This is a genomic window from Streptomyces boninensis (genome assembly GCF_048572725.1).
In the GTDB taxonomy this organism is placed as follows: domain Bacteria; phylum Actinomycetota; class Actinomycetes; order Streptomycetales; family Streptomycetaceae; genus Streptomyces; species Streptomyces boninensis.
The window spans coordinates 2,015,446-2,035,749 of the sequence record NZ_CP183837.1; the positions used below are offsets into that span (position 1 = coordinate 2,015,446).

Sequence of the window (20,304 nt, forward strand, 5' to 3'; positions counted from 1 at the left end):
CCAGCCAAAAAACGGCCCGTGACCAGCGCTTCTACCGTCCCGTAACCCCGGTTCACCTGGCCGATAGCCCCGTTCACACTCTGGCCATCCCCTGCCCTATCGCAGGTTGCTTGTAGGTGCCACGCTCTGCGCGTCCGCGATCACACCAGGCAACTCCCACCCGAGGAGACCGGATGCACTACAGCACGTTCCTGCGGCCGGCAGGCGCAGCGCTGGCCCTCTCCGCACTCACCGCGACCGTCGCTCCCGCGGCGTCCGCGGAGTCTGACGACACCCACCCCAGGGGCCCGATAACCGTCGCCCACCGCGGCGCCTCGGCCACGGTCCCGGAGAACACCCTGGCGGCCATCGACGAAGCCCGGGACATGGGCATCGACTGGGTGGAGAACGACGTCCAGCGCGCCAAGGACGGCGAGCTGGTGATCATGCACGACGACACCCTCGCCCGCACCACCGACGTGGAGCAGAAGTTCCCCGACCGGGCCCCGTGGAAGGTCGCGGACTTCACCTGGAAGGAGATCTCCACGCTCGACGCCGGCAGCTGGAAGGGCGAGAAGTGGGCTGGGCTGAAGGTGCCGAACCTGGAGCAGTACATGAACCGGGTGGAGCGCAACCACCAGCGGCTGGTCTTCGAGATCAAGAAGCCGGAGCTGTACCCGGGCATCGAGCTGCAGACGCTGAGGGAGCTGCGCAAGCTCGGCTGGCTCGACCGTAGGCATGTGGCCAAGAAGCTCGTCATCCAGAGCTTCAGCGCGGACAGCATCCGTACGGTGCACGCGCTGCGGCCTGACATCAAGACGGGCTTCCTCGGCACCCCGCCGGTCGCCGAGCTGCCGTCGTACGCGGCCTTCGCGGACCAGATCAACTCGAACCACACGACGGTGTCGGCCGACTACTACAAGGCCGTGCACGCACTTAAGGGCCCGCACGGCCGGCAGCTGGAGAACTACACCTGGACCGTCGACGACCCGGCGCGGGCCGTGCAGCTCGCCGAGTGGGGCGCGGACGGGATCATCACCAACAAGCCGGACGAGATCGCTAAGGCGCTCGCGGACGCGGACTTCGAGGTGGAGAACGGCTGAGCCGTTCCGGACGGCGGCTGCGCCGCGGGGCAGCCCCCTAGCGGCGCGGCTCGAACATCGTGGATGCCCCGGACGCCCCGGCGTCCGGGGGATCCGGCGTCCCCCGCGGCCCCTCGCCGTCCGAGCTGTGCCGCCACTCCCGCTCCAGCGGGTCCATGCCCACGAAGAGGCCGACGAAGACCAGCAGCAGCACGGGGCCGATCAGGATCGGGGCCAGGATCTCCGCCGGCGACTTCCCGCCGCCGCCCGCCACCGAGCTGGCGTGCACGCTCAGCGCCTCCATGCCCGTGTAGTGCATGCCGGAGACCGCGACGCCCATGATCAGCGCGGCGCCGACCGCCACCCCGAACTTCTTCACCGTCATCGACAGCCACAGCGCCGCGGTGGCGGCGACCACGGCGATGAGCACGGAGAGCGTGACCACGCCGGGGTCGTACTCCTGGGTGCCGTTCGACATCCGCATGCCCGCCATGCCCATGTAGTGCATGCAGGCGACGCCGATGCCGGTGATCACGCCGCCGCCGGTGAGCGCGAGCGGGGTGCGGCCGCGGTAGCCGACGAGGAAGACGCCGAGGCCGGTCACGACGATCGCCACCAGGAGGCTGGCGAGGGTGACTGGTATGTCGTAGTTGATTCGTACGTCCTGGGCGGTGAAGCCCATCATCGCGATGAAGTGCATCGTGAAGATTCCGGTGCCGATGGCCACCGCGCCCAGCGCGAGCCAGCCGGCCCGGCGCGACTCGACGCTCACCGCACGCAGGGTGCAGCGCAGACCGAGGGCGCTCCCCAGCGCCGCCATGAGGAAGGCGGCGACAGGTGTGAGCAAGCCGTACGAAAAGCCATCAACAGGCACAGCAGGACCGGACAATGAAGACTCCTGTGTGAGGATCTTGTGGGGGGTACGTGGAGGTTGCGCGAGGCAACTAGATGGTAATGACACGTCTGTGCGGCGCTCGCGAATTAGGCCGTCCTTAAGTCCGCCGATACCTAATCGGTATGTGACGGACCACGATCAATACGGACAGCGCTGTAAGCGCTGTCAGTGGTCCGACGTACGCTCCGGAACATGGACAAGCGCGACTTCACCCTCAGCGTGCGGGACACCCCGATCGGCCCGCTGCTCCTCGCCGCCACGGCCGACGGCTTGGTCAAGATCGGCTTTCATGCGCAGCCGGAGGCGGCCGCGGTGATGGAGGCCGGGCTGCGCGAGCGGCTCGGCGGCGAGCCGGCGGACCCGGGCCCGGGCCCGGGCGCGGCGCACATAGCCGCGGCCGAGGCCCAGCTGGACGCCTATTTCGCGGGTGACCTGCGGAGCTTCGAGCTGCCGCTGGACTGGAGCCTGTCCCGCGGCTTCAACCGGCAGGTGCTGCACGAGCTGGCCGCCCAGGTTCCGTACGGCACGGTGGTCGGCTATCAGTTCCTCGCCGACCGGGTCGGCGAGCCGGGCGCCGCGCAGGCCGTCGGCCGCGCCATGGGCTCGAACCCGCTGCCGATCGTGGTGGCCTGCCACCGGGTAGTGGAGAGCGGCGGCGGCCTGGGCGGTTTCGGCGGCGGCCTGGAGACCAAGCGGCGGCTGCTGGCCATCGAGGGGGTGCTGCCGGAGCCCTTGTTCTGACAGGATGCCGCTCGCCGAAGAGCGGAATCCGTCACTCCAGGAAGGGCACGTGCGTGAGCAAGCAGATCGCGCTGCTGCGGGGGATCAATGTCAGCGGTAAGAACAAGATTCCCATGGCGCGCCTCCGCGAGGTGCTGACCGAGCGCGGTTACGGCAACGTCGTCACGTACGTGGCCAGCGGCAATGTCGTCTTCGACGACCCGGGCACGGCCACGGAGAAGACGGAGGTGGCCGTCGCCTCGGCGATCCAGGAGGAGTTCGGGCTGACCATCCCGGTCATCGTCCGCACCCGCGACGAGATCGCGGCCGTGATCGAGGGGAATCCGCTGCCGGAAGGGCCGGACGAGCCCGCGAAGTTCGTCGCGGTCTTCCTGTCGGCGCGGCCGAAGGACGTCTGGTTCGTTACGGACGACCCGAAGAAGTACGCGCCCGACCAGTACAAGATCGCCGACCGCGTGGTCTACATGTGGTGCCCCGGCGGCCTCGGCCGCTCCAAGCTCGCCGCCAACTTCGCCAACAAGAAGGTCCCCTTCACCGCCACCGCCCGGAACTGGAACACGGTGCTGAAGCTGCTGGAGCTGGCCGACGCCTAGGGCCCTAGCAGGACTTACGGCCGCAGCCGGGAGAACGCCTCCATCCGCCGCCGGTGGTAGTCGAGGTCCTCCTCGTCGTGCTGCACGCCGCGCGCCACCGCCTGCGCGAAGTACGCGCCCTCGCGCCGCAGCCGGTGCCGCATGAGCTGCGCCAGCTCCTCGTCGTCCATCGCCCGGGCGGTGCCACCCGCCTCCAGATACGTGTCGGCGAAGAACCGCGCCTCCTTGAAGTCGCCGCCGAATTCGTCCGCGAACTCCAGCGCCGCGCTGCCCACTTCCACCTCCGGCGGCGCGACAAAGGCCTCGTCCCAGTCCAGCACGGCGATCAGCCGCCGCGGATCCTCCCGGTCGGCGAGCAGATTGCCGTGGTAGAAGTCGCCGTGCAGCGGATGCCGCACCCGGGCCCGCGCCGAGAAGTCCGCCAGCCAGGCGTCCAGCTGCGGATCGTGCAGCCGCGGATCCTCGTACGCCACCTCACCGAGCAGCCCGGTCTCCAGGAACGAGGGTCGCGGCCGCGGCGGCAGCCGCACCTCCGCCAGCGCCCGGTGCAGCCGGGCGAGCAGCCGCGCCGCGGCGCCCGCGGTCTCCGGGTCCTCCCCCGCCCACACACCATCGACAAAGGGCCAAAGCGATACGGCCCGCCCCTCCACCAGCGCCACGGTGGCCCCGTCCGCCCGCCCCGGCAGCGGCAGCGGCACCACCGCCTCCGCGCACCCTCCGTCCCGCGCCGCCGCGGCGACCGCGTGGCACCACTCGGCCTCGGCGATGTCCTTCTCGTACGCCCCGATCCGCACCACGCGATCGCCGACCCGCCAGGCCGCGGACTCCTCGCCGCCGTACAGCCGTTCCGCGGTCCCGGCGACCCCGGTCGCCGCCCGTACGGCCGCGGTGAGCGGCACCTCCACGAAGATCAAGCTCGTCCCTCCATCAGCCCGTCGGGGCCCTCCATAGGTCCGCCTGGTCCCTCCATGAGCCCGCCCGCCCACTCCTCCAGCGCCACGAAGTCCGCCTCCACCAGCCCCACCCGCGGATCGACCCAGTGCAGCAGCGCCGGCCCGTCGTAATGCTCGGCCACCCACTCCCGGTCCGCATCCCCGATCTCGTCGTCCACCCACGCAAACGGCCGCCCGCCCGCCCACGCCGCGATCTGCCGCGTCTTCCAGTACAGGCCGTCCGGATCCGGCAGATGCATCCCGGTCCACTCGATCACATCGAGCGTCGGCAGCCCGAGCGCGCGGCCGCCGATCACGACATTCGCCTCATGCATCCACGTCGTGGCCCACACCAGGTGGTACGGCAGCCGCTGCAGCCGCTCCCCGTGCCCGGTGTTGAGCCACACGTGCAGGTCGCCGACCTGGAGGCCGGTGACGAGGTAGGTCTGGTAGCCGGGCGGACACTCGGGCGCCGCCCACGGGTTGAGCGGCCCGTCCACGTCGAGCATCAGCAGCGGCAGATCGGGACGCGTCATACGCCGACCGTAGGCGCCCGCACCGAAATTCGCGCGCATGCGCGGCCGACCGGCCCGTACCCTCAAGGGCAAATGAATACCGAAAACACCCACAACACCCCAGGAGAAATGGACAACCGGCGCCTGATACGCGTCTCGAAGACCCTCTCCCTCTGCCTGCGCCACGAGCCGGAACGCTTCGGCGTCACCCTCGACGAGGCCGGCTGGGCCGACGTCGACGCCCTCCTCGCCGGACTGGCCGCGCGCGGCCGCCGCGTCACCCGCGCCGAGCTCGACGAGGTCGTCACCCGTAACGACAAGCGCCGCTTCGCCTTCGACGCCACCGGCGCCCGCATCCGCGCCAGCCAGGGCCACAGCATCGCCGTGGACCTGGGATACGAGCCGGCGGAGCCGCCCGAAGTCCTGTACCACGGCACCGTGTCGCGGGTGGTGGGGCTGATCATGAAGGATGGCCTGCGCCCCATGGCGCGGCACGACGTCCACCTGTCCGCCGACGTGGCGACGGCCCGTAAGGTCGGCGGGCGGCGCGGGAAGCCGGTCGTGCTGACGGTGGCGGCGGGGCGGATGCAGGCGGCCGGGCACGCGTTCCGTACCAGCGCCAATGGCGTGTGGCTGGTGGCGGCGGTGCCGCCGGAGTACCTGGCGCTGCTGCCGGACGGGCCCGCCGACCGGGCCCCTTGATCCCGTACCGCGCTCACCCCTTAGGGTCGGGCCCATGCCCATTCCCGAGGTCATCCCGATACGTTACGAACCGGGCTACCGCACGGAGAACATCGGCCGGTTCGCCGGCGGCCAGTTCTTCGCCTCGATCACGGCGGCCTATCCGCCCGACTACACCATGGGCCCCGACTGGCACGAACATCGCCGCTGGTACGTGGTCCTGCACCGCTTCGCCGCCGACGGCGCGCACCTCGACTCCGACATCTGGACGCCGGGTCCCGGGCTGCCCGCGGACGGCGCGCTCGACAAGCGGCTGGAGGACCAGCTCGACTCCCTGGCGGGGCTGGAGTTCGGCGACATCGCCATCCGGCCCTTCGAGGTCGTGGTGGACGGCATCCGCTTCGGCCTGGTGACCGAGAAGCATGATGGCGACGAGCCGGACTGGGCAGAGTTCTACCCGGACGGGCTCGGCTTTCATGAGCCGTGGGACGGGCTGTACGACACGTAGAACGGGCCGTACGACACGTAGAGGGTGGACACTTGAGGCTTACGGACGAGGTGCGCGAGGCGCTCGCGGGCGGCACGCCCGTGGTCGCCCTGGAGTCGACGATCATCGCCCACGGCCTGCCGCGCCCGCGCAATGCGGAGGTCGCGGCCGAGCTCGAATCGCTGGTCCGCGCGGCGGACGCGGTCCCCGCCACCATCGCCGTACTCGACGGTGAGCCGCGCGTCGGCCTGACGAAGGCGGAGCTCGACCGGGTCGCGTACGACGACGGCATCCGCAAGCTCGGCACCCGCGACCTCGCCCCGGCGGCGGCGCTGGGCGCGAGCGGGGCGACGACGGTGTCGGCGACGGCGTTCCTCGCGGCCCGCGCGGGCATCCGGGTCTTCGCGACCGGCGGGCTCGGCGGCGTGCACCGGGACTGGGTGTCGGTGCAGGACGAGTCGGCCGACCTGGGGCTGCTGGCGCGGACCCGGATCGCGGTGGTGTGCGCGGGCGTGAAGTCGATCCTGGACGTACCGGCGACACTGCAGCGTCTGGAGACGCTGGGGGTGGCGGTGGTCGGGTACGGGACGGCGGAATTCCCCGGCTTCTATCTGCGTACGTCCGGCGAGCCGGTGGACTGGACGGTGTCGACGCCGGCGGAGGCGGCCGCGGTGATCGACGCGCAGGACGCGCTCGACGGGCCGCCATCGGCGCTGATCGTGGCCAATCCCGTGGCGGAGGCCGAGCAGCTCGACCCCGCGCTCCACGACCGGGTGCTGGCCGGCGCCCTGGCGGCGGCGGAGCGCGAGGGCGTGACGGGGCAGGCGGTGACGCCGTATCTGCTGGCGTATCTGACGGAGCACACGGCGGGCGCGTCGCTGGAGGCGAATCTGGCGGCGGTACGGGGAAATGTGCGGCTCGCGGGGGAGATCGCGGCGGCGCACTGCGCGAGGGCGTGACGGGGTGCTGCTGGTCGTCGGCGACGTCATCACCGACGTCGTGGCCCGGCACGACAAGCCGCTCGCCCGCGGCACCGACACGGCGGCCCGGATCGCGCTGCTGCCGGGCGGGGCGGGCGCGAACTGCGCTGCCTGGGCGGCGCATTGCGGCGCGCGGGTGCGCCTGCTGACACGGGCGGGCGCGGACGCCGCGGACTGGCACCGGGCGGAGCTGCGGCGCGCCGGGGTGGAGCCGCACGTGGTGGTGGATCCCGAGGCGCCGACCGGGACGGTGATCGCGCTGGTGGACGGCTCGGATCCGGCGGCGGAGCGCTCCTTCCTGACGGACAGCGGCGCCGCCTTCCGCGCGGGCCCGGACGACTGGTCGGCCGAGCTCCTGCGGGACGTGACCCGCGTCCACCTTTCCGGCTACCTCTACTTCAGCCCGAACGGCCGCGCCCTGGCGGCCCTGGCCACGGCGGCCGCACATGAGCGCGGCGTGCCGGTGAGCGTGGACCCGGCTTCGACCGGCTTCATCGAGGAGTTGGGCGTACGGGCCTTCGCGGCGGCAATCCGCGACGCGGACGTGCTGCTGCCGAATGCGGCGGAGGCGACGCTGCTGACTGGGCTGGACGACCCGGCGGAGGCGGCATCCGCGCTGGCCGCCGCGCATGGGACGGCGGTGGTGACGCTGGGCGGGGCGGGGGCGGTGGTGGCTTTCGGGCCTCCTCCTGTACGGGTCCGGGCGCCGCGGGCGAGCGCGCTGGACTCGACGGGCGCGGGCGATGCCTTCAACGGCGGTTACCTGGCGGCCTGCACGGCCGGCGCGAGGCCGGAGGAGGCCGCGAAAGCGGGCTGCCGGGCGGGGGCGCTGGCGGTGACGACGGTGGGCGGACGGCCGCCGAACGGGGGCGGCGCGGCTCGTAAGTCCGAGCGTGCAGCGCCCTCCTGACAGCCAGTCTCATTAGTGGCACTCTACGCGTGCACGACAACTCACAGTGGGCAGAACCACTTTGCCCGGGCACCTGGCGTACCTCGGCAGGCATGCACCTAGGCACGCAACACCTCTGCACACGTCCCCACCCGTAAGGGCAGAAGGAGTCCGCGTGAACGACAACCCACACGGGCAGCCGGTGCGCCGGCGTGCCCGTACCGGCCGGATAGCCGCTTCGCTGGCGGCGGTCGGCGCGCTCATAGGCGGGGCGGTGGCCTCCGCAGCCCCGGCGGGCGCGGCGCCATCGCCCTGGTCGCACGATGCGTCGCACCAGGCGACGAACAACTCGAAATCCCTCTCGTCCTTCTGGTCACCGGAGCGCATGCGCTCCGCCCAGCCGCTCGATCTGCTCCCGGCCGATGCCGCGGACCTGGGTGCCAAGGTCCGTGAGAGCGCCAAGAAGCTGATCCCGCCCACCTCCCCCAAGGCGCTGCCCGAGGGCGGCGGACCATGGACGGGTGACGGCAAGGTGGTGCAGACCTCGGGCCGCGTCTTCTTCACCTACCAGGGCCGCACGGCCTCCTGCTCCGGCAATGCCGTGACCAGCGCCAACAAGTCCACGGTCCTCACCGCGGGCCACTGCGTGAAGATGGAGGGCGCCTGGCACAAGGACTGGGTCTTCGTCCCCGGTTACCACGACGGCCAGGCGCCGCTCGGCAAGTGGACGGCCGCCAAGACGCTCTCCACGCCGCAGTGGTCGGCGAGCGAGGACTTGAACTACGACGTCGGCGCGGCGGTCGTGAACCCGCTGGACGGCAAGCAGCTCACGGACGTCACCGGCGCGCAGGGCGTGGCCTTCAACACCGGCTACAACGTCGACATGTACGCCTTCGGCTTCCCGGCCGCGTCCCCGTACGACGGCGAGAAGCTCATCTACTGCAGCGGCCGCACGAGCAAGGACTTCCTGCTCTCCCAGGACCACGGCCTCAACTGCGATATGACGGGCGGGTCGAGCGGCGGTCCCTGGTTCACCAAGTTCGACGAGGTTGCGGGCACGGGGCTGCAGTCGTCGGTGAACAGCTTCAAGTACAACTTCCTCCCGACGATGATGTTCGGCCCGTACTTCGGGGCGGACGCGCAGAAGCTGTACGAGGAGGCACAGAACGCCTGACCCCGGGAAAACCGGATGCGCCGGCAGGGGCGCGCCAGCAAAGATCGCCGCAATGGCGCGACCGCGCAAACCGCGCCCCTGCCCCCATCCCATCCACACCCGGAGCGCACTTAATGCCGGCATTCACCACAGTCCCCGCCCTCTTCCCGCCGCCCGGCTACTCCCACACCGCCATCGTGGAGGCGGGCGAGCGCCTCGCCTTCTTGGCGGGCGGCGTGCCGCTCGATCCGGAAGGGAAGCTGGTCGGCGAGGGCGACCCCGAGGCGCAGGCGCGGCAGGTCATCGCGAACGTGGCGGAGGCGCTGGCCGCGATCGGCAGCGGCCTGGAGCACGTCGTGGCCAGCAGCGTTTACGTCGTGGGCACGGAGTCCGCCGCGCTGACGCGGGTCTGGGAGGTGGTGCGGGACTCCGGGCTGAGCGGGGGGCCGCATACCTCGACGCTGCTGGGGGTGTCGGTGCTCGGGTATCCCGGGCAGCTCGTGGAGATCACGGTGACGGCCGTGGTGCCGGCGTAGCTCGCGGTGTCCTGGCCGGCGGATCAGCTCCAGCCGTAGCGCAGCCGAAGGCGGTGTTCCACGCGGTGGAAGCGCTGGCAGTCCAGGGCGCAGGCCTCGCGGCGCATGCCGGCGGGGTGGACGCGGAGGACTCGGTCGAGGTCGACCCAGGAGTCGCGGCCTGAGCGGTCCCAGGGGCCTGAGCCGAGGGCGACCCACTCGCGGTCGTCGTCGTGGCGCTTGCTGGAGAGCTGGACGGCCAGCAGCGTGCCGGCCGGTTCGCGGGCGACGACGAGAACGGGGCGGTCCTTGCCGCGGCCGTCGTTCTCCTCGTACGGAACCCAGGTCCAGACGATCTCACCGGGGTCCGGATCGCCGTCGTAGTCGGGGGCGTAGGAGGTACGGACCGGGCCTACGCGCTTCGGCTGTATCTCCACCGTCGCGCCCGGGCCGTAGCGGCCCGGATTCGCGTCATCGGCGGCATCGTCGCGGTGCTGCGGGCTGATCGATTCGGTCACGGGCCGTACGCTACCGGCTTGGTCAAGCGCGGCGGGCGCGGGCCCGTGACCGGCTCAGGCGGCCTTCGCCCAGTGCCGGCGCTCGCCTGCGGCGCGGCGGCCGGCGAGGGCGAAGCGACGCTCGGAGCGGGCGCGGCGGGCGGCCTGCGCGGAGCGGCGCTCGGCGGCGGCCTTGCGGTGCAGGTCGTTGGCGCGGGCCTGGTGCATCTCGTACTCGAACATTTTGGTGTCTCCCTGTGTGGTGTTGTGCTCTTCCCTTGGCGTGCTTCTAATCTCCTCTGCCAGGGGGGTGCGCCACATCGGGCGACTGCCTCATCTCTGGGAGGCGGGCGCCTTAGTTCGGAGGTCGGGGGTGGGGGTCGGCGCCTAAGGTGCTGGTGTCTGGGCCCTTAGGGCTGCCTAGTGGTGCTTAGCCGGTGCGTGAACCATTGCGTCAGCAGGCCGTCGACCGCCTTGGTTACGGGTCGTTGGAGGGCCGGCTCGAGGCCGGGCTCGTCGGCCAGCGCGTGCGCGAGGTCGGGTACGGTCGCCAGCTCGACGTCGTCCGGGTGCGCGTACTGGGCGCGCAGCTCATCGACCAGCGCCGCCGCGTCCGTCCGCAGCCCCGGATGGTCGAGCTCACCGCTGACCAGCAGCAACGGCGGCTGCGCTGCCACTCCTTCCTGAGCCCGGGCGACGAAGTCCAGGTCATCGGCGGTCTTACGGGACTCCGGGGTCCACGGGTAGGTCCGGCCCGAGCTGTCCTCGATCAGTTCGACGGCGGACCTGATCCGTACCGCCGGATTGACCAGCGCGGCCGCCCGTACCGGGATCTGCCCCCGGTCCAGCACCTCCAGCGCCACGCCGCCGCCGAGCGAGGCGCCCAGGATGCCGATCGGCCCGTCGTCGACCGGCAGTTGCTCGCGCAGGGCGGTCAGCGCGGCGGGGAATTCGTCGGCGGCCTGGCGGAGGAACGGGGCCAGATAGGCCATCAAGGGGTCCTGGTGGATGAGCTCGAGGACGGCGTCGAGGCGGCCGTCGACCATCCGCGCGCCGCACATGGGCATGCCGAGGTGCACCCGCCAGGCGGGGACGGCGGCCATGGGCAGTGCGGCCGCGAAGGCGGCGTCGGTGCGAGGGGCGTCGAGCATGTGCCAGGTCACGATGAGGGGGGCGGGGGTGGGAGGGGTGCCTGCGTGGCCGGTGCTGCCGTGCGGGCCGCCCGCGGGCGGCAGCGCCGTGTACGGCACCCCCGCCGCCGTGCCGGTGATCGTCTGCGTCTCCGTCATCGCCATGCACCCCACCGTACGCAGCCCGCACCGACCGGGCCGGGAACTCTGCTGCGGGCAGATATGCGCAGGTCAGGGCCGATTGTCAGTGGGGCGCTGTAGCTTTCCCGGCATGGACTACCACGACGTTGTCGATGAGCTCGAGACGGCCGAGCTGCGGCTCGGCCTCGCCGCCGCCGACCCGGATGAATCCGAGGCGGAGGCGGATGCGCAGGGCATGCGCGAGGCCGCCGCCCGCGGGGAGTACGGCATAGCCGGCTGGCTGCTTTCGATCGCTCGCTGAGAGGTTTTGCCGAGCGCTCGCTGAGCAGTCGCGTATCCGTCCCGTAAAGGCGCATGCTGGAGGGAGGAGATGCATTGCCATGCCGACGACCAGGCCGAAAAGGCCACATCTGACGCGCAGCGGCGATGAGCCCGCGCATGCCCGCAGCCCGCTGCGGATGCGCTTCTGGCTGGCCCTGTGGGGCCTGCTGTGGACGCTGGGCGGCACCATCGCCTTCGCCCTGACCGACCGCCCCGGCTGGGCCACGGCCTGCGGCGTCCTGGCGGCCGCGGCCGCCGTGGACATCGCGGTGGTCCGCCGCCGCATACGCCAGGGCGCGCACTATCAGCCCGGCCCGGACGTGCCGCCGTACCACCCGCTGGACGACGAGTACCCGGGCAAGGATGCCGGCGAGGACGACGCCGGCACCCACCGCCCGGGTACCTGAGCGGGACCCGGAGGCGGTAGGCCTCCGAGCCCCATGTTGCCGCCCAAATGCGCACGTCGGCCTGCATCAGGGAAGCGGGTCGTGCTGGTGCCCTCGTGCGCTGCCATTACGCAACCGCGCCATGGGAGAGGCACGGGCCGGAGTCGAACCGGCACTTCGAGGTCACAGTTTGCCCGCCCCCGGTCGGCCGACGATCGGCGGCAAACGCTGGCCGTTGACGCTACCCGAAGAGATAGCCGAAAACCATCTCTCCGACGCGCTGGTCGGTGGCTTGGACTCGACGGCCTTTCGACTTCGATGATCTGATTTAGTTTCCGCCACGAGGCATACGAACAGCCAGGGGGAGGGTGGGGGCGTGCTGCCCGAGGAACTTACGGGGCCTGAGCGGCGGTTGTGGGAGGCGTTCGGGACGGCGAGTGATGTCGATCTGCGCAGCGGCGACCCGGCCGCGGACGACCCCACCGCGGACGACCCCACCACCGACGGCCCAGCAGCCGCCGGTGCCGGCTGGGGACGCGAGCGCACCATCCGCGCCGAGGTGATATCCGCGCTGCTGCTCGGCGCCCGCGAGCCCGAGCCGGGCCGGGCGGCAGGGATCAGCATCATCGGGGCGCGGATCACGGGGCAGCTGGATCTCGACAACACCGAATTCGAGCACAATCTGCGGCTCAAGGGGTGCTGGTTCGACGAGCGGGTGAGCATGTACGGGGCCCGCACCCGGCAGCTGAGTTTCTCCGGCTCGCGGCTGGCGGGGCTGCTGGCCTCGCATGCGCAGGTCGACAGCAACCTGCGGCTGACGGGCTGCCGTTCGCTGGGCGAGGTGCGGCTCGTCGGCGCCCGGATCTCCGGCGCCCTGATCCTCAACCAGGCGCACCTGACCGCCACCGACGGCGACGCGCTGCACGCCGACCGCATGCAGGTCGAGAACGACCTGCTGCTGCGCGGCATGACCGTACACGGCAGCGTCTCTCTGCGCAGCGCCCATATCGGCGGCAGCGTCCAGCTCCGCGAGACCCGCCTGCTCGGCACCGGCGGCATCCACGCCCCCGACCACGCCGACGGCCTCCCGCAGGCGAGCGGCCGCACGGCCCTCGATGCCGTGCGCATCCATGTCGGCGTCGACCTGACCGCCTACCGCCTCCACGCCGAGGGTGCCCTCAGCCTCCGCGGCGCCGACGTGACCGGCACCCTCTTCCTCCGCGCGGCGCACCTGACCAACCCCGGCGGCCGCACCCTGGACGCTCCCGGCGCCCACATCGGCGCCGACATCGTGCTGGACCACCGCTTCACCGCCGACGGCGAGATCCGGCTGGCCGGCGCCGAGACCCCCAGCCGCGTCATCCTCAACGGCGCCCGCCTCACCGGCCCGGACACCGCCCTCTCCCTGCGCCACCTCCACGCCCGCGAGCTGGACCTGCGCATCACCACGGCCCCGCCCGGCGAGATCGACCTGCGCCACGTCGCGCTCGGCGTCCTCCGCGACGACCCCGCCGCCTGGCCCACGAGCATCCGCCTCGACGGCGCCGTCTACGACCAGTTGGAGACCCCGCTCACCGCCGCCGAACGCATCCCCTGGCTCGACCGCGACGCCACCGACGACACGTACCACCCGCAGCCGTACGAACAGCTCGCCGCCACGTACCGCCGCCTCGGCCACGAGGACGAGGCCCGCCGCATCCTCCTCGCCAAGCAGCGCGCCCGCCGCCGCCAGCTCCCCCGACCGGCCCGCGCCTGGGGCCTGCTCCAGGACTCGACCGTCGGTTACGGGTACAACCCGGCCCGCGCCCTCGCCTGGCTCATCGGCCTCCTCGTCCTCGGCGTGACCGTCTTCGCCATCGCCCAGCCGCCCCCGCTGGAGCCGCACAAGGCCCCGGACTTCAACCCCGTCTACTACACCCTCGACCTGCTGCTCCCCCTGGTCAGCTTCGGCCAGGACAGCGCCTATGCGGCCGAGGGCGGCTATCAGTGGTTCGCGTTCATCCTGACCTCCGCCGGCTGGATCCTCGCCACCACCGTCGCCGCCGGCGCCGCCCGCACCCTCAACCGCCAATAGCCCAACCCGACCAGGCGGGCCGCCGCGGATCGTCGGCCCGCACCACCGCATCCGCCGCCTCCCCCGGCGCCGCTTCGGCCTCGTACCGCGCAAAGGCAGGCAGCGCCCACCGCAACTCCTCCGGCACCCGCCGCGCCAGCGCCCCCTCGGACAGCCGCAAATGCACCGCCAGATCAAACGGAAACCAGTGCCGCAGCAACAGCGCCCCCTCCAGAATCACCACCCCACCCTCAGGCACCTCCACATACGGACTCCGCGTCGCCCGATCCGCCACCGGATCCCACAGATCGGGCAGCACCCGCCCGCTCCCACCCGCCTCCAGCGGCCCGAAGACCTCCCGCCACAGCGCACCGACATCGAGCCACTCGTCGTAATACGCATCGGCATCCCGCTTCCCCCACTCCAGCCGCAGCGAAGCCGGCCGCAGAAACCCCTCGGCCGCCACCACCACCGCGGCCCGCCCCCGCACCCGCAACTCCTCGGCCACCAGCCCCGCAAGCTCCCCGCCCCCGGCCCCGGGCGCCCCGTCCACGGCCACCCGCACCCGAGCCGCCCCATCCGCAGGCGTCACCCCGGCGGCCCGCTCGGCCAGCTCCACCGCCAGCCGCTCCCAGGAGATCGCCGCAAAATTCACCAAGATCCAGACCCCATCTTTCGTACGCTACCCCCATGATCTCCACCCCCGGCCTCGACCTGGCCCGCCGCTTCTACGCGGACGCGGTCGCGCCGCTCGTCACCAGGACGGGCATCCCGCACGCGGCAGCGCTGCTCGGGTCGGGTTCCGAGGTGCTCGGCTTCGACGACGCCGTCTCCACCGATCACAACTTCGGGCCGCGACTGCAGCTGTTCCTGCCGACCGGAGCAGACCCGGCGCCCGTCGAAGCCGCGCTCCAGGAGCTGCCGCCGGAGTTCGGCGGCCATCCGGTCTGGTACGCACAGGCCGACGTCCCCGGCGCCCAACCACAGCACCACGTCGAGGTGACGACCGCGGCGAGCTTCTTCCGCCGCGAGATCGCCGTCGACCCCGGCGAACCCGGCAGACTGACCCTCGCCGACTGGCTCCTCACCCCCACCCAGAAGTTCGCCACCCTCACCGCCGGAGCCGTCTTCGCCGACCCGGACGGCGAACTGCGGAACCGCCGCGAGACCCTCCGCTGGTATCCGGACGACGTCTGGCGTTACGTCCTCGCCGCCGCCTGGCTCAAGGTCTCCCAGGAGGAGGCCTTCATCGGCCGCACCGGCGGCGTCGGCGACGAGCGCGGCAGCGCCATCGTGGCCGCCCGGCTGGTACGGGAGCTGATGCGGCTGGCCTTCCTCATCGACCGGCGATGGGCCCCGTACAGCAAATGGCTGGGCACCGCCTTCGCCCGCCTCCCCCTCGCCCCCCGCATCGGCCCGCACCTCGACGCCGCCCTCGCGGCCCCCACCTGGCGCGAGCGGGAAGCCGCCGTCTGCACGGCCGCCGCCGACCTCGCCGCCGCCACCAACGCGCTCGGCCTCGCACCCGAAGTCGACCCAGCACCACGGCAGTTCTACGACCGGGACGTCCGCGTGCTCGACGCCGGCCGCTTCGTCCCGGCGCTGACCAGCACGGTCACCGACCCCGAGGTACGCACCCACATCGAGCGCCAAGGCCTACGCCACGACACCGTCGGCTCCCTCACCGGCGCCATCGACCAGGCCGTCGACAGCACCGACGTCCTCAGCAGCCCGACCCGCTGCCGAGCGGCGGCGCCGCTGCTGGGCCTCCGCTCATGACGCCTCACATCCGCGCCTTCAGCACGTCGACCTCACCACCAGGCGTAAACGGGTCAAAGCCATGCTCGACCAGCCACCGCACCGCCAGCAGACTGCGCAGCGACCACCACCCGCGGATCACGTCCAGGTCGACGTCAGTGCCGTAACCAGCGACCAGGTCCGCGAGATGCTCCTGATGCGCGAGCGCCAGCGTGGCGATGTCGTACAGCGCATCGCCCGCCCCCGCCTCGGTCCAGTCGATGATGCCGCTGACCTCGTCACCCTCGACGAACAGGTGCGCCACATGCAGGTCCCCATGCGTGAACACCGGCGTCCACGGCCGCAGCACGGCCTCCGCGACCTCCCGGTTACGGGCGACCAGATCAGCGGGCAGCAGATCACCCGCCACCAGCCGCGCACACTCGGCGTCGAGCTCCGCCACCAGCGCATCGACGCTCCGCCCCGCCCGCCCGGGCCAGTCCGGCAGCGGCGTCTCATGCAGGTTCCTGAGCGCCGCACCCGCCGCGACCCACGCCGCCGCCGGCGAGGCCGAGGGCTCGCCGAGCCGGGCGATCGGCGCCCCCGGAAGCGCCGCGAGCGCAAGCACCGGCGGCTTGCGCCACAGCACCTCCGGGGTCGGCACCCGCGCCAGGCTCATCGCCTCGACCTCGTGGTCGGAACGCGCCTGGTCGCCGTCCACCTTCAGGAATACGTCGCCGACGCGCAGGGTCGCGCACTCGTGATGGGCGGCGACGACTTCGACCTCATCCATGGCGATCAGTATCCCGGACGACCGCCAAGGCCGCCTTCCGGTTAATTGCCGCCCTACGGGCAATAGCGGACGGTCGACAGGTAGTCGTAGCTGTTACGGGCGGTGGCGAACGGGTCGGCCGGAGAATCATGTTCGACCAGCCACTGCCGTACGCCACCCGTGTCCGCCGCCTCGAACATCCGCGGGAAGTCCAGCACCCCTGACCCCACGTCCTCGAAGCTCCCGTCCGGCGCCATGTCCTTCACATGCAGGGCGGGAAAGCGCCGCGGATGCCCGAGGAAGAGGTCGCGGGGGTCGGCGCCGCCCTTGACCGCCCAGTACAGGTCGAGTTCGAAGCCGACCAGCCGCGGGTCGGTCTCGGCCAGCAGGATGTCGTACAAGACCTCGCCGTCGACCGTCTCATGGTCGCCGCCGTGGTTGTGGAAGAGCAGCTTCAGCCCGGCGTCGCGCGCCGCCGCGCCCGCCCGGTTGAAGACCCGCGCCGCCTCCCGGTAGCCGGCCGGCGAGTGCAGCGCGGACGGCAGACTCGGCACGACGATCCACTGGCCGCCCAGCGTGCGGACGTCGTCGAGCGCCTGCGGCAGCCCGGCACCCGCCACGATGTCGTACGAGACGTGCTCCAGGACGATCCGCAGGTCGGCCGCGTCGGCCCAACCGCGGATCTGCGCGGGCGTGTTGCCGAAGCGGCCGCTGACGCCGACCGTGGCGTAGCCGATGTCGGCGAGGGCGGTCAGGGTGCCGGGGTAGTCGGCGGCGAGCGGGGTGCGCATCGTGTACAGGTGCATGCCGATGCCGCCGGGCGGGATGCGCCGGGTCCGCGCCTCGGCGGCCGCCGCGCGGGCGGGCAGGGCAGCGAGGGAGGCCGCGCCGAGCGCGGCGGTGAGGAGGGTACGGCGACGGGGAAGGGGCTTGCCGTTCAAGACTGCTACCGCCTTTCGAAGGGGCAACTGACGGACTGTGCAAGCGCTTTCTATCGTTCCGCCCGTCAACGTAGCAGCAGCCTCAGAGCCGCACCAGAACCTCGTCCAGCTCCTTCCGCCGGATATCGGGCACCCGCGCGTCCTCGGCGGCGTACCCGACCGGGATCACATAGGACGCCCGCTCCTCGGCCGGCCGCTCGCACACCTCGTTGAGGAAGCGCATCGGGCTCGGCGTGTGCGTGAGCGTGGCGAGCCCGGCCTGGTGCAGCGAGGCGAGCAGCAGCCCGACGGCGATGCCGACCGACTCCTTGGTGTAGTAAGGCCGCGGCGACTGCGGCCCCTTGTGCACCTCGAAGACGACGATGACCGCAGGCGCCGTCTCCAGAAACGGCTTATGCCAGTCGGTCCCGAGCGGCGCCAGCGCCTCCAGCCACTCCTCCGACGCCCGCCGCCCGTAGAACTCCCGCTCCTCCGCCTCGGCCGCCTCCCGCAGCCGCCGCTTGCGCGCCGGGTCGGTGATCACGACGAAGCGCCAGGGCTGCACATTCGCCCCGCTCGGGGCGGTGGCAGCGGTACGGACCGCCCATTCGATCGCGTCGTCCGGTACGGGCCGCGACGAGAAGTCGCGGACGGTGCGGCGGCGTGCCATGGTCGCGTGGAACTCGCGGCTGCGCGCTGCCGCTTCCTCGGCGGGCACAGCCATCGCCTCGTACGGAATGGTGGTCATCATGCGACCAGGAGACCACGGAGGCCGCCGACGCGACGAGGGGACGGAGTGGAGCGACGCCGCCGAAAAAACCCAGCACCGAGCAGCAGCCGGCCACAGCGTTTTTTCGGTGGTGTCGCGGAACTCCGTCCCCGGCCCCCGCGCCAGTCAGTCGCCGAACCCGGCGGCCTCCCAGAAGTCCGGCCGCGGATCCAGCGCCGCCGCCAGGCGGAAGTGCGGTCGGGCCTCGTCGTCTCGGCCGCCCCGCTCCAGGGTGCGGCCCAGCACATAGTGGGCGTACGCATTGTCGGGCTCGCGCTCCACGATCACGCGGAAGTCCGCCTCCGCCCGGCGCAGCTGCGCCGAGAGGAAGTACGCGCGGCCGCGGAGCAGGCGCACGGAGAGCTGCTCCGGGTGGTTCTCGATGATCGGGTCCAGGAGCTTCACGGCACCCTGCGGGTCCCGTACGTCCAGGAGCAGCTCGGCGGCCCGGAAGTCGACGACGTCGGTCTCGGGGGTACGGGCGTTCTGGGGCACGGCTGAGCTCCTTTCCATCGCGCTCAGTCCAGCCAACGAGATCTTGCCCGCCGGTATTCCCCGCTACGCCTCGCCCGGCGAACCGCGCCCCGCCTTGGCCACAAGCTCCGCCCACACCCCGGCGACCCGCTCCCGCAGCTGCTCCAGCGTCCCCGCGTTGTCGATCACGATGTCCGCGACCGCCAGCCGCTCCTCCCGCGTGGCCTGAGCGGCCATCCGGGCGCGGGCCTCGTCCGCGGCCATGCCGCGCAGCCGTACGAGCCGGTCCAGCTGGGTCTCGGGCGCGACATCCACCACGATCACGAGGTCATACAGCGGCGCGAGCCCGTTCTCGGCGAGCAGCGGCACGTCATGGACGGTCACCGCATCCGCCCCGGCGGCCTCCTCCAGCTCGGCCGAGCGGGCGCCGACGAGGGGGTGGACGATCGCGTTGAGCGCCGCGCGCCGGTCGGGGTCGGCGAAGACGATGGTGCCGAGCTGCGGCCGGTCCAGGGACCCGTCCGGCTGCAGCACCCCCTCGCCGAACTCGGCGACAACCGCGGCCAGCCCCGGCGTGCCGGGCGCCACGACCTCCCGGGCGATCTTGTCGGCGTCGATGATCACGGCCCCGTACGAGCCGAGCAGCCGCGACACCTCGCTCTTGCCGGAGCCGATGCCCCCGGTCAGTCCCACTTTCAGCATGCGGGGCAGCCTATCGGCGGCGGCTTCGGCCCTCCCCGCGCGCTACCCCTCTTCCCGCTCCCGCAGGAAGCGCTCGAACTCCTGGCCAAGCTCATCCGCCGATGGCAGATCGGCCGGCTCCGCGATCAGGTTCTCCCGGCTCTCGCCGCCCGCGACCGCGTCGTACTGGTGCTCAAGGCCGCTGACCAGCGACGTCAGCTCCTCGTCGCCCTCCTCCACCTGCCGCTCGATCTCGTTCTGCACCCGGAGCGCGTCCGCGCGCAGCGAGTGGGCGATGCCGGGGAGGACGAGGCCGGTGGCGGAGGTGATGGACTCCAGCACGGTCAGCGCGGCGTCCGGATAGCCGGAGCGGGCGAGGTAGTGCGGCACATGGGCGGCGACGCCGAGGACGTCGTGTCCGGCCTGGCCCAGCCGGTACTCCACCAGGGACATGGCGCTGCCGGGGACCTGGGCCTCGTCGAAGTACGACTTGTGGCCGGGCATGAGGTCCGTGCGGTTGCCGTGCGGCGTGATGCCGACGGGGCGGGTGTGCGGGACGCCCATGGGGATGCCGTGGTAGTTCACGGAGAGGCGGACCTGCAGCCGCTCCACGATCTCGCGGACGGCGGCGGCGAAGGCCTCCCACTCGACGTCCGGCTCGGGGCCGGTGAGCAGGAGGAAGGGCGCGGCGGTGGCGTCGCGCATCAGGTGCAGTTCGAGGACCGGGACGTCATAGTCCGCCCAGCGGTCGCTCTGGAAGGTCATCAGGGGGCGTCGAGCCCGGTAGTCGACCAGGCGGTCGTGGTCGAAGCGGGCCACGGTCTCATGGGGGAGGGCGTCGAGCAGCCGCTCGGTGATCTGCTCGCCCGTCTCGCCGGCGTCGATGAAGCCGTCGAAGTGATACAGCATGACCAGGCCGGCGGAGTCGTGCTCGATGACGGCATCGACTGCGGCGAGCCCGCGGGGGTCCCATTCGTACAT

At 72.0% G+C, this 20,304-nt stretch carries 26 protein-coding genes; 13 read left to right on the forward strand and 13 right to left on the reverse strand.

Going from position 1 to position 20,304, the window contains the following annotated elements:
- Window positions 1–173 precede the first annotated feature (173 nt).
- Window positions 174–1,082 (forward strand): glycerophosphodiester phosphodiesterase, encoded by a 909-nt coding sequence (locus ACNNMR_RS09020; RefSeq protein ID WP_419994011.1) that lies wholly within the window; start codon window positions 174–176, stop codon window positions 1,080–1,082.
- A 37-nt stretch (window positions 1,083–1,119) separates the two neighbouring features.
- Here ACNNMR_RS09020 and ACNNMR_RS09025 read toward each other — a convergent pair whose 3' ends face one another.
- Window positions 1,120–1,908 (reverse strand): MHYT domain-containing protein, encoded by a 789-nt coding sequence (locus ACNNMR_RS09025; protein WP_419994012.1) that lies wholly within the window; start codon window positions 1,906–1,908, stop codon window positions 1,120–1,122.
- 240 nt (window positions 1,909–2,148) lie between these two features.
- Here ACNNMR_RS09025 and ACNNMR_RS09030 point away from each other — a divergent pair, with 240 nt between their 5' ends.
- Both ACNNMR_RS09030 and ACNNMR_RS09035 read left to right on the forward strand, forming a co-directional pair.
- Complete coding sequence (locus ACNNMR_RS09030) at window positions 2,149–2,697, forward strand: methylated-DNA--[protein]-cysteine S-methyltransferase (RefSeq protein ID WP_419994013.1); 549 nt, start codon at window positions 2,149–2,151, stop codon at window positions 2,695–2,697.
- A gap of 53 nt (window positions 2,698–2,750) precedes the next feature.
- Window positions 2,751–3,290 carry a DUF1697 domain-containing protein gene (locus tag ACNNMR_RS09035; RefSeq protein WP_419994014.1) on the forward strand — a complete coding sequence of 180 codons (540 nt, stop codon included), beginning with the start codon at window positions 2,751–2,753 and terminating at the stop codon, window positions 3,288–3,290.
- 14 nt (window positions 3,291–3,304) lie between these two features.
- Here the strand turns inward: ACNNMR_RS09035 and ACNNMR_RS09040 are convergent, their stop codons facing one another.
- A complete protein-coding gene (locus ACNNMR_RS09040; RefSeq protein WP_420000302.1) occupies window positions 3,305–4,195 on the reverse strand; it encodes a phosphotransferase in 891 nt (296 codons plus the stop codon).
- 5 nt (window positions 4,196–4,200) lie between these two features.
- Window positions 4,201–4,758, reverse strand: coding sequence for a hypothetical protein (locus ACNNMR_RS09045; RefSeq protein WP_419994015.1), 558 nt, complete (start codon window positions 4,756–4,758; stop codon window positions 4,201–4,203).
- Between the two features lie 108 nt (window positions 4,759–4,866).
- Between ACNNMR_RS09045 and ACNNMR_RS09050 the strand changes: the two genes are divergently transcribed.
- The 6 genes from ACNNMR_RS09050 (at window position 4,867) to ACNNMR_RS09075 (ending at window position 9,463) form a co-directional block, all read left to right on the forward strand.
- Window positions 4,867–5,439 (forward strand): RNA 2'-phosphotransferase, encoded by a 573-nt coding sequence (locus ACNNMR_RS09050; protein ID WP_419994016.1) that lies wholly within the window; start codon window positions 4,867–4,869, stop codon window positions 5,437–5,439.
- A 34-nt stretch (window positions 5,440–5,473) separates the two neighbouring features.
- A complete protein-coding gene (locus ACNNMR_RS09055) occupies window positions 5,474–5,926 on the forward strand; it encodes a hypothetical protein (protein ID WP_419994017.1) in 453 nt (150 codons plus the stop codon).
- Between the two features lie 32 nt (window positions 5,927–5,958).
- Entirely contained in the window at window positions 5,959–6,864 is a 906-nt protein-coding gene (locus ACNNMR_RS09060; RefSeq protein ID WP_419994018.1) for a pseudouridine-5'-phosphate glycosidase, read from the forward strand.
- A 4-nt stretch (window positions 6,865–6,868) separates the two neighbouring features.
- Window positions 6,869–7,795, forward strand: a complete 927-nt coding sequence (locus tag ACNNMR_RS09065) for a carbohydrate kinase family protein (protein ID WP_419994019.1) — start codon at window positions 6,869–6,871, stop codon at window positions 7,793–7,795.
- Between the two features lie 154 nt (window positions 7,796–7,949).
- Window positions 7,950–8,948 carry a trypsin-like serine peptidase gene (locus ACNNMR_RS09070; protein WP_419994020.1) on the forward strand — a complete coding sequence of 333 codons (999 nt, stop codon included), beginning with the start codon at window positions 7,950–7,952 and terminating at the stop codon, window positions 8,946–8,948.
- 113 nt (window positions 8,949–9,061) lie between these two features.
- Complete coding sequence (locus tag ACNNMR_RS09075) at window positions 9,062–9,463, forward strand: RidA family protein (RefSeq protein ID WP_419994021.1); 402 nt, start codon at window positions 9,062–9,064, stop codon at window positions 9,461–9,463.
- 23 nt (window positions 9,464–9,486) lie between these two features.
- On the opposite strand, the gene ACNNMR_RS09080 is transcribed toward ACNNMR_RS09075, so the two are convergent.
- From ACNNMR_RS09080 to ACNNMR_RS09090, 3 genes are all read right to left on the reverse strand, one after another.
- Complete coding sequence (locus ACNNMR_RS09080; RefSeq protein ID WP_419994022.1) at window positions 9,487–9,960, reverse strand: type II toxin-antitoxin system PemK/MazF family toxin; 474 nt, start codon at window positions 9,958–9,960, stop codon at window positions 9,487–9,489.
- Window positions 9,961–10,014: 54 nt separating this feature from the next.
- Window positions 10,015–10,182 (reverse strand): hypothetical protein, encoded by a 168-nt coding sequence (locus tag ACNNMR_RS09085; RefSeq protein WP_419994023.1) that lies wholly within the window; start codon window positions 10,180–10,182, stop codon window positions 10,015–10,017.
- Between the two features lie 167 nt (window positions 10,183–10,349).
- On the reverse strand, window positions 10,350–11,234 hold the full coding sequence (locus tag ACNNMR_RS09090) for an alpha/beta hydrolase family protein (protein WP_419994024.1): 885 nt from the start codon (window positions 11,232–11,234) through the stop codon (window positions 10,350–10,352).
- Window positions 11,235–11,340: 106 nt separating this feature from the next.
- On the opposite strand from ACNNMR_RS09090, the gene ACNNMR_RS09095 reads away from it, so the two are divergent.
- The 3 genes from ACNNMR_RS09095 (at window position 11,341) to ACNNMR_RS09105 (ending at window position 13,991) form a co-directional block, all read left to right on the forward strand.
- Window positions 11,341–11,511 (forward strand): hypothetical protein, encoded by a 171-nt coding sequence (locus ACNNMR_RS09095; RefSeq protein WP_165241793.1) that lies wholly within the window; start codon window positions 11,341–11,343, stop codon window positions 11,509–11,511.
- Window positions 11,512–11,590: 79 nt separating this feature from the next.
- On the forward strand, window positions 11,591–11,938 hold the full coding sequence (locus tag ACNNMR_RS09100; protein WP_419994025.1) for a DUF6343 family protein: 348 nt from the start codon (window positions 11,591–11,593) through the stop codon (window positions 11,936–11,938).
- A gap of 355 nt (window positions 11,939–12,293) precedes the next feature.
- The gene (locus tag ACNNMR_RS09105; RefSeq protein ID WP_419994026.1) at window positions 12,294–13,991 is read left to right on the forward strand and encodes a hypothetical protein; all 1,698 of its coding nucleotides are present in this window, start codon (window positions 12,294–12,296) and stop codon (window positions 13,989–13,991) included.
- Here the strand turns inward: ACNNMR_RS09105 and ACNNMR_RS09110 are convergent.
- Window positions 13,978–14,625 (reverse strand): uridine kinase, encoded by a 648-nt coding sequence (locus ACNNMR_RS09110; protein WP_420000303.1) that lies wholly within the window; start codon window positions 14,623–14,625, stop codon window positions 13,978–13,980. The genes ACNNMR_RS09105 and ACNNMR_RS09110 overlap by 14 nt on opposite strands.
- Before the next feature lie 35 nt (window positions 14,626–14,660).
- Between ACNNMR_RS09110 and ACNNMR_RS09115 the strand changes: the two genes are divergently transcribed.
- The gene (locus tag ACNNMR_RS09115; RefSeq protein WP_419994027.1) at window positions 14,661–15,749 is read left to right on the forward strand and encodes a DUF4037 domain-containing protein; all 1,089 of its coding nucleotides are present in this window, start codon (window positions 14,661–14,663) and stop codon (window positions 15,747–15,749) included.
- A gap of 4 nt (window positions 15,750–15,753) precedes the next feature.
- On the opposite strand, the gene ACNNMR_RS09120 is transcribed toward ACNNMR_RS09115, so the two are convergent.
- From ACNNMR_RS09120 to ACNNMR_RS09145, 6 genes are all read right to left on the reverse strand, one after another.
- Window positions 15,754–16,500, reverse strand: coding sequence for a phosphotransferase family protein (locus tag ACNNMR_RS09120; protein WP_419994028.1), 747 nt, complete (start codon window positions 16,498–16,500; stop codon window positions 15,754–15,756).
- 53 nt (window positions 16,501–16,553) lie between these two features.
- A complete protein-coding gene (locus ACNNMR_RS09125) occupies window positions 16,554–17,285 on the reverse strand; it encodes a sugar phosphate isomerase/epimerase family protein (RefSeq protein ID WP_420000304.1) in 732 nt (243 codons plus the stop codon).
- 217 nt (window positions 17,286–17,502) lie between these two features.
- Complete coding sequence (locus ACNNMR_RS09130) at window positions 17,503–18,150, reverse strand: nitroreductase family protein (RefSeq protein WP_419994029.1); 648 nt, start codon at window positions 18,148–18,150, stop codon at window positions 17,503–17,505.
- A 144-nt stretch (window positions 18,151–18,294) separates the two neighbouring features.
- A complete protein-coding gene (locus ACNNMR_RS09135) occupies window positions 18,295–18,663 on the reverse strand; it encodes a tetratricopeptide repeat protein (RefSeq protein WP_419994030.1) in 369 nt (122 codons plus the stop codon).
- A gap of 63 nt (window positions 18,664–18,726) precedes the next feature.
- Window positions 18,727–19,344, reverse strand: a complete 618-nt coding sequence (gene coaE / locus ACNNMR_RS09140; protein WP_419994031.1) for a dephospho-CoA kinase — start codon at window positions 19,342–19,344, stop codon at window positions 18,727–18,729.
- 42 nt (window positions 19,345–19,386) lie between these two features.
- On the reverse strand, window positions 19,387–20,304 hold the full coding sequence (locus ACNNMR_RS09145; protein ID WP_420000305.1) for a PAC2 family protein: 918 nt from the start codon (window positions 20,302–20,304) through the stop codon (window positions 19,387–19,389).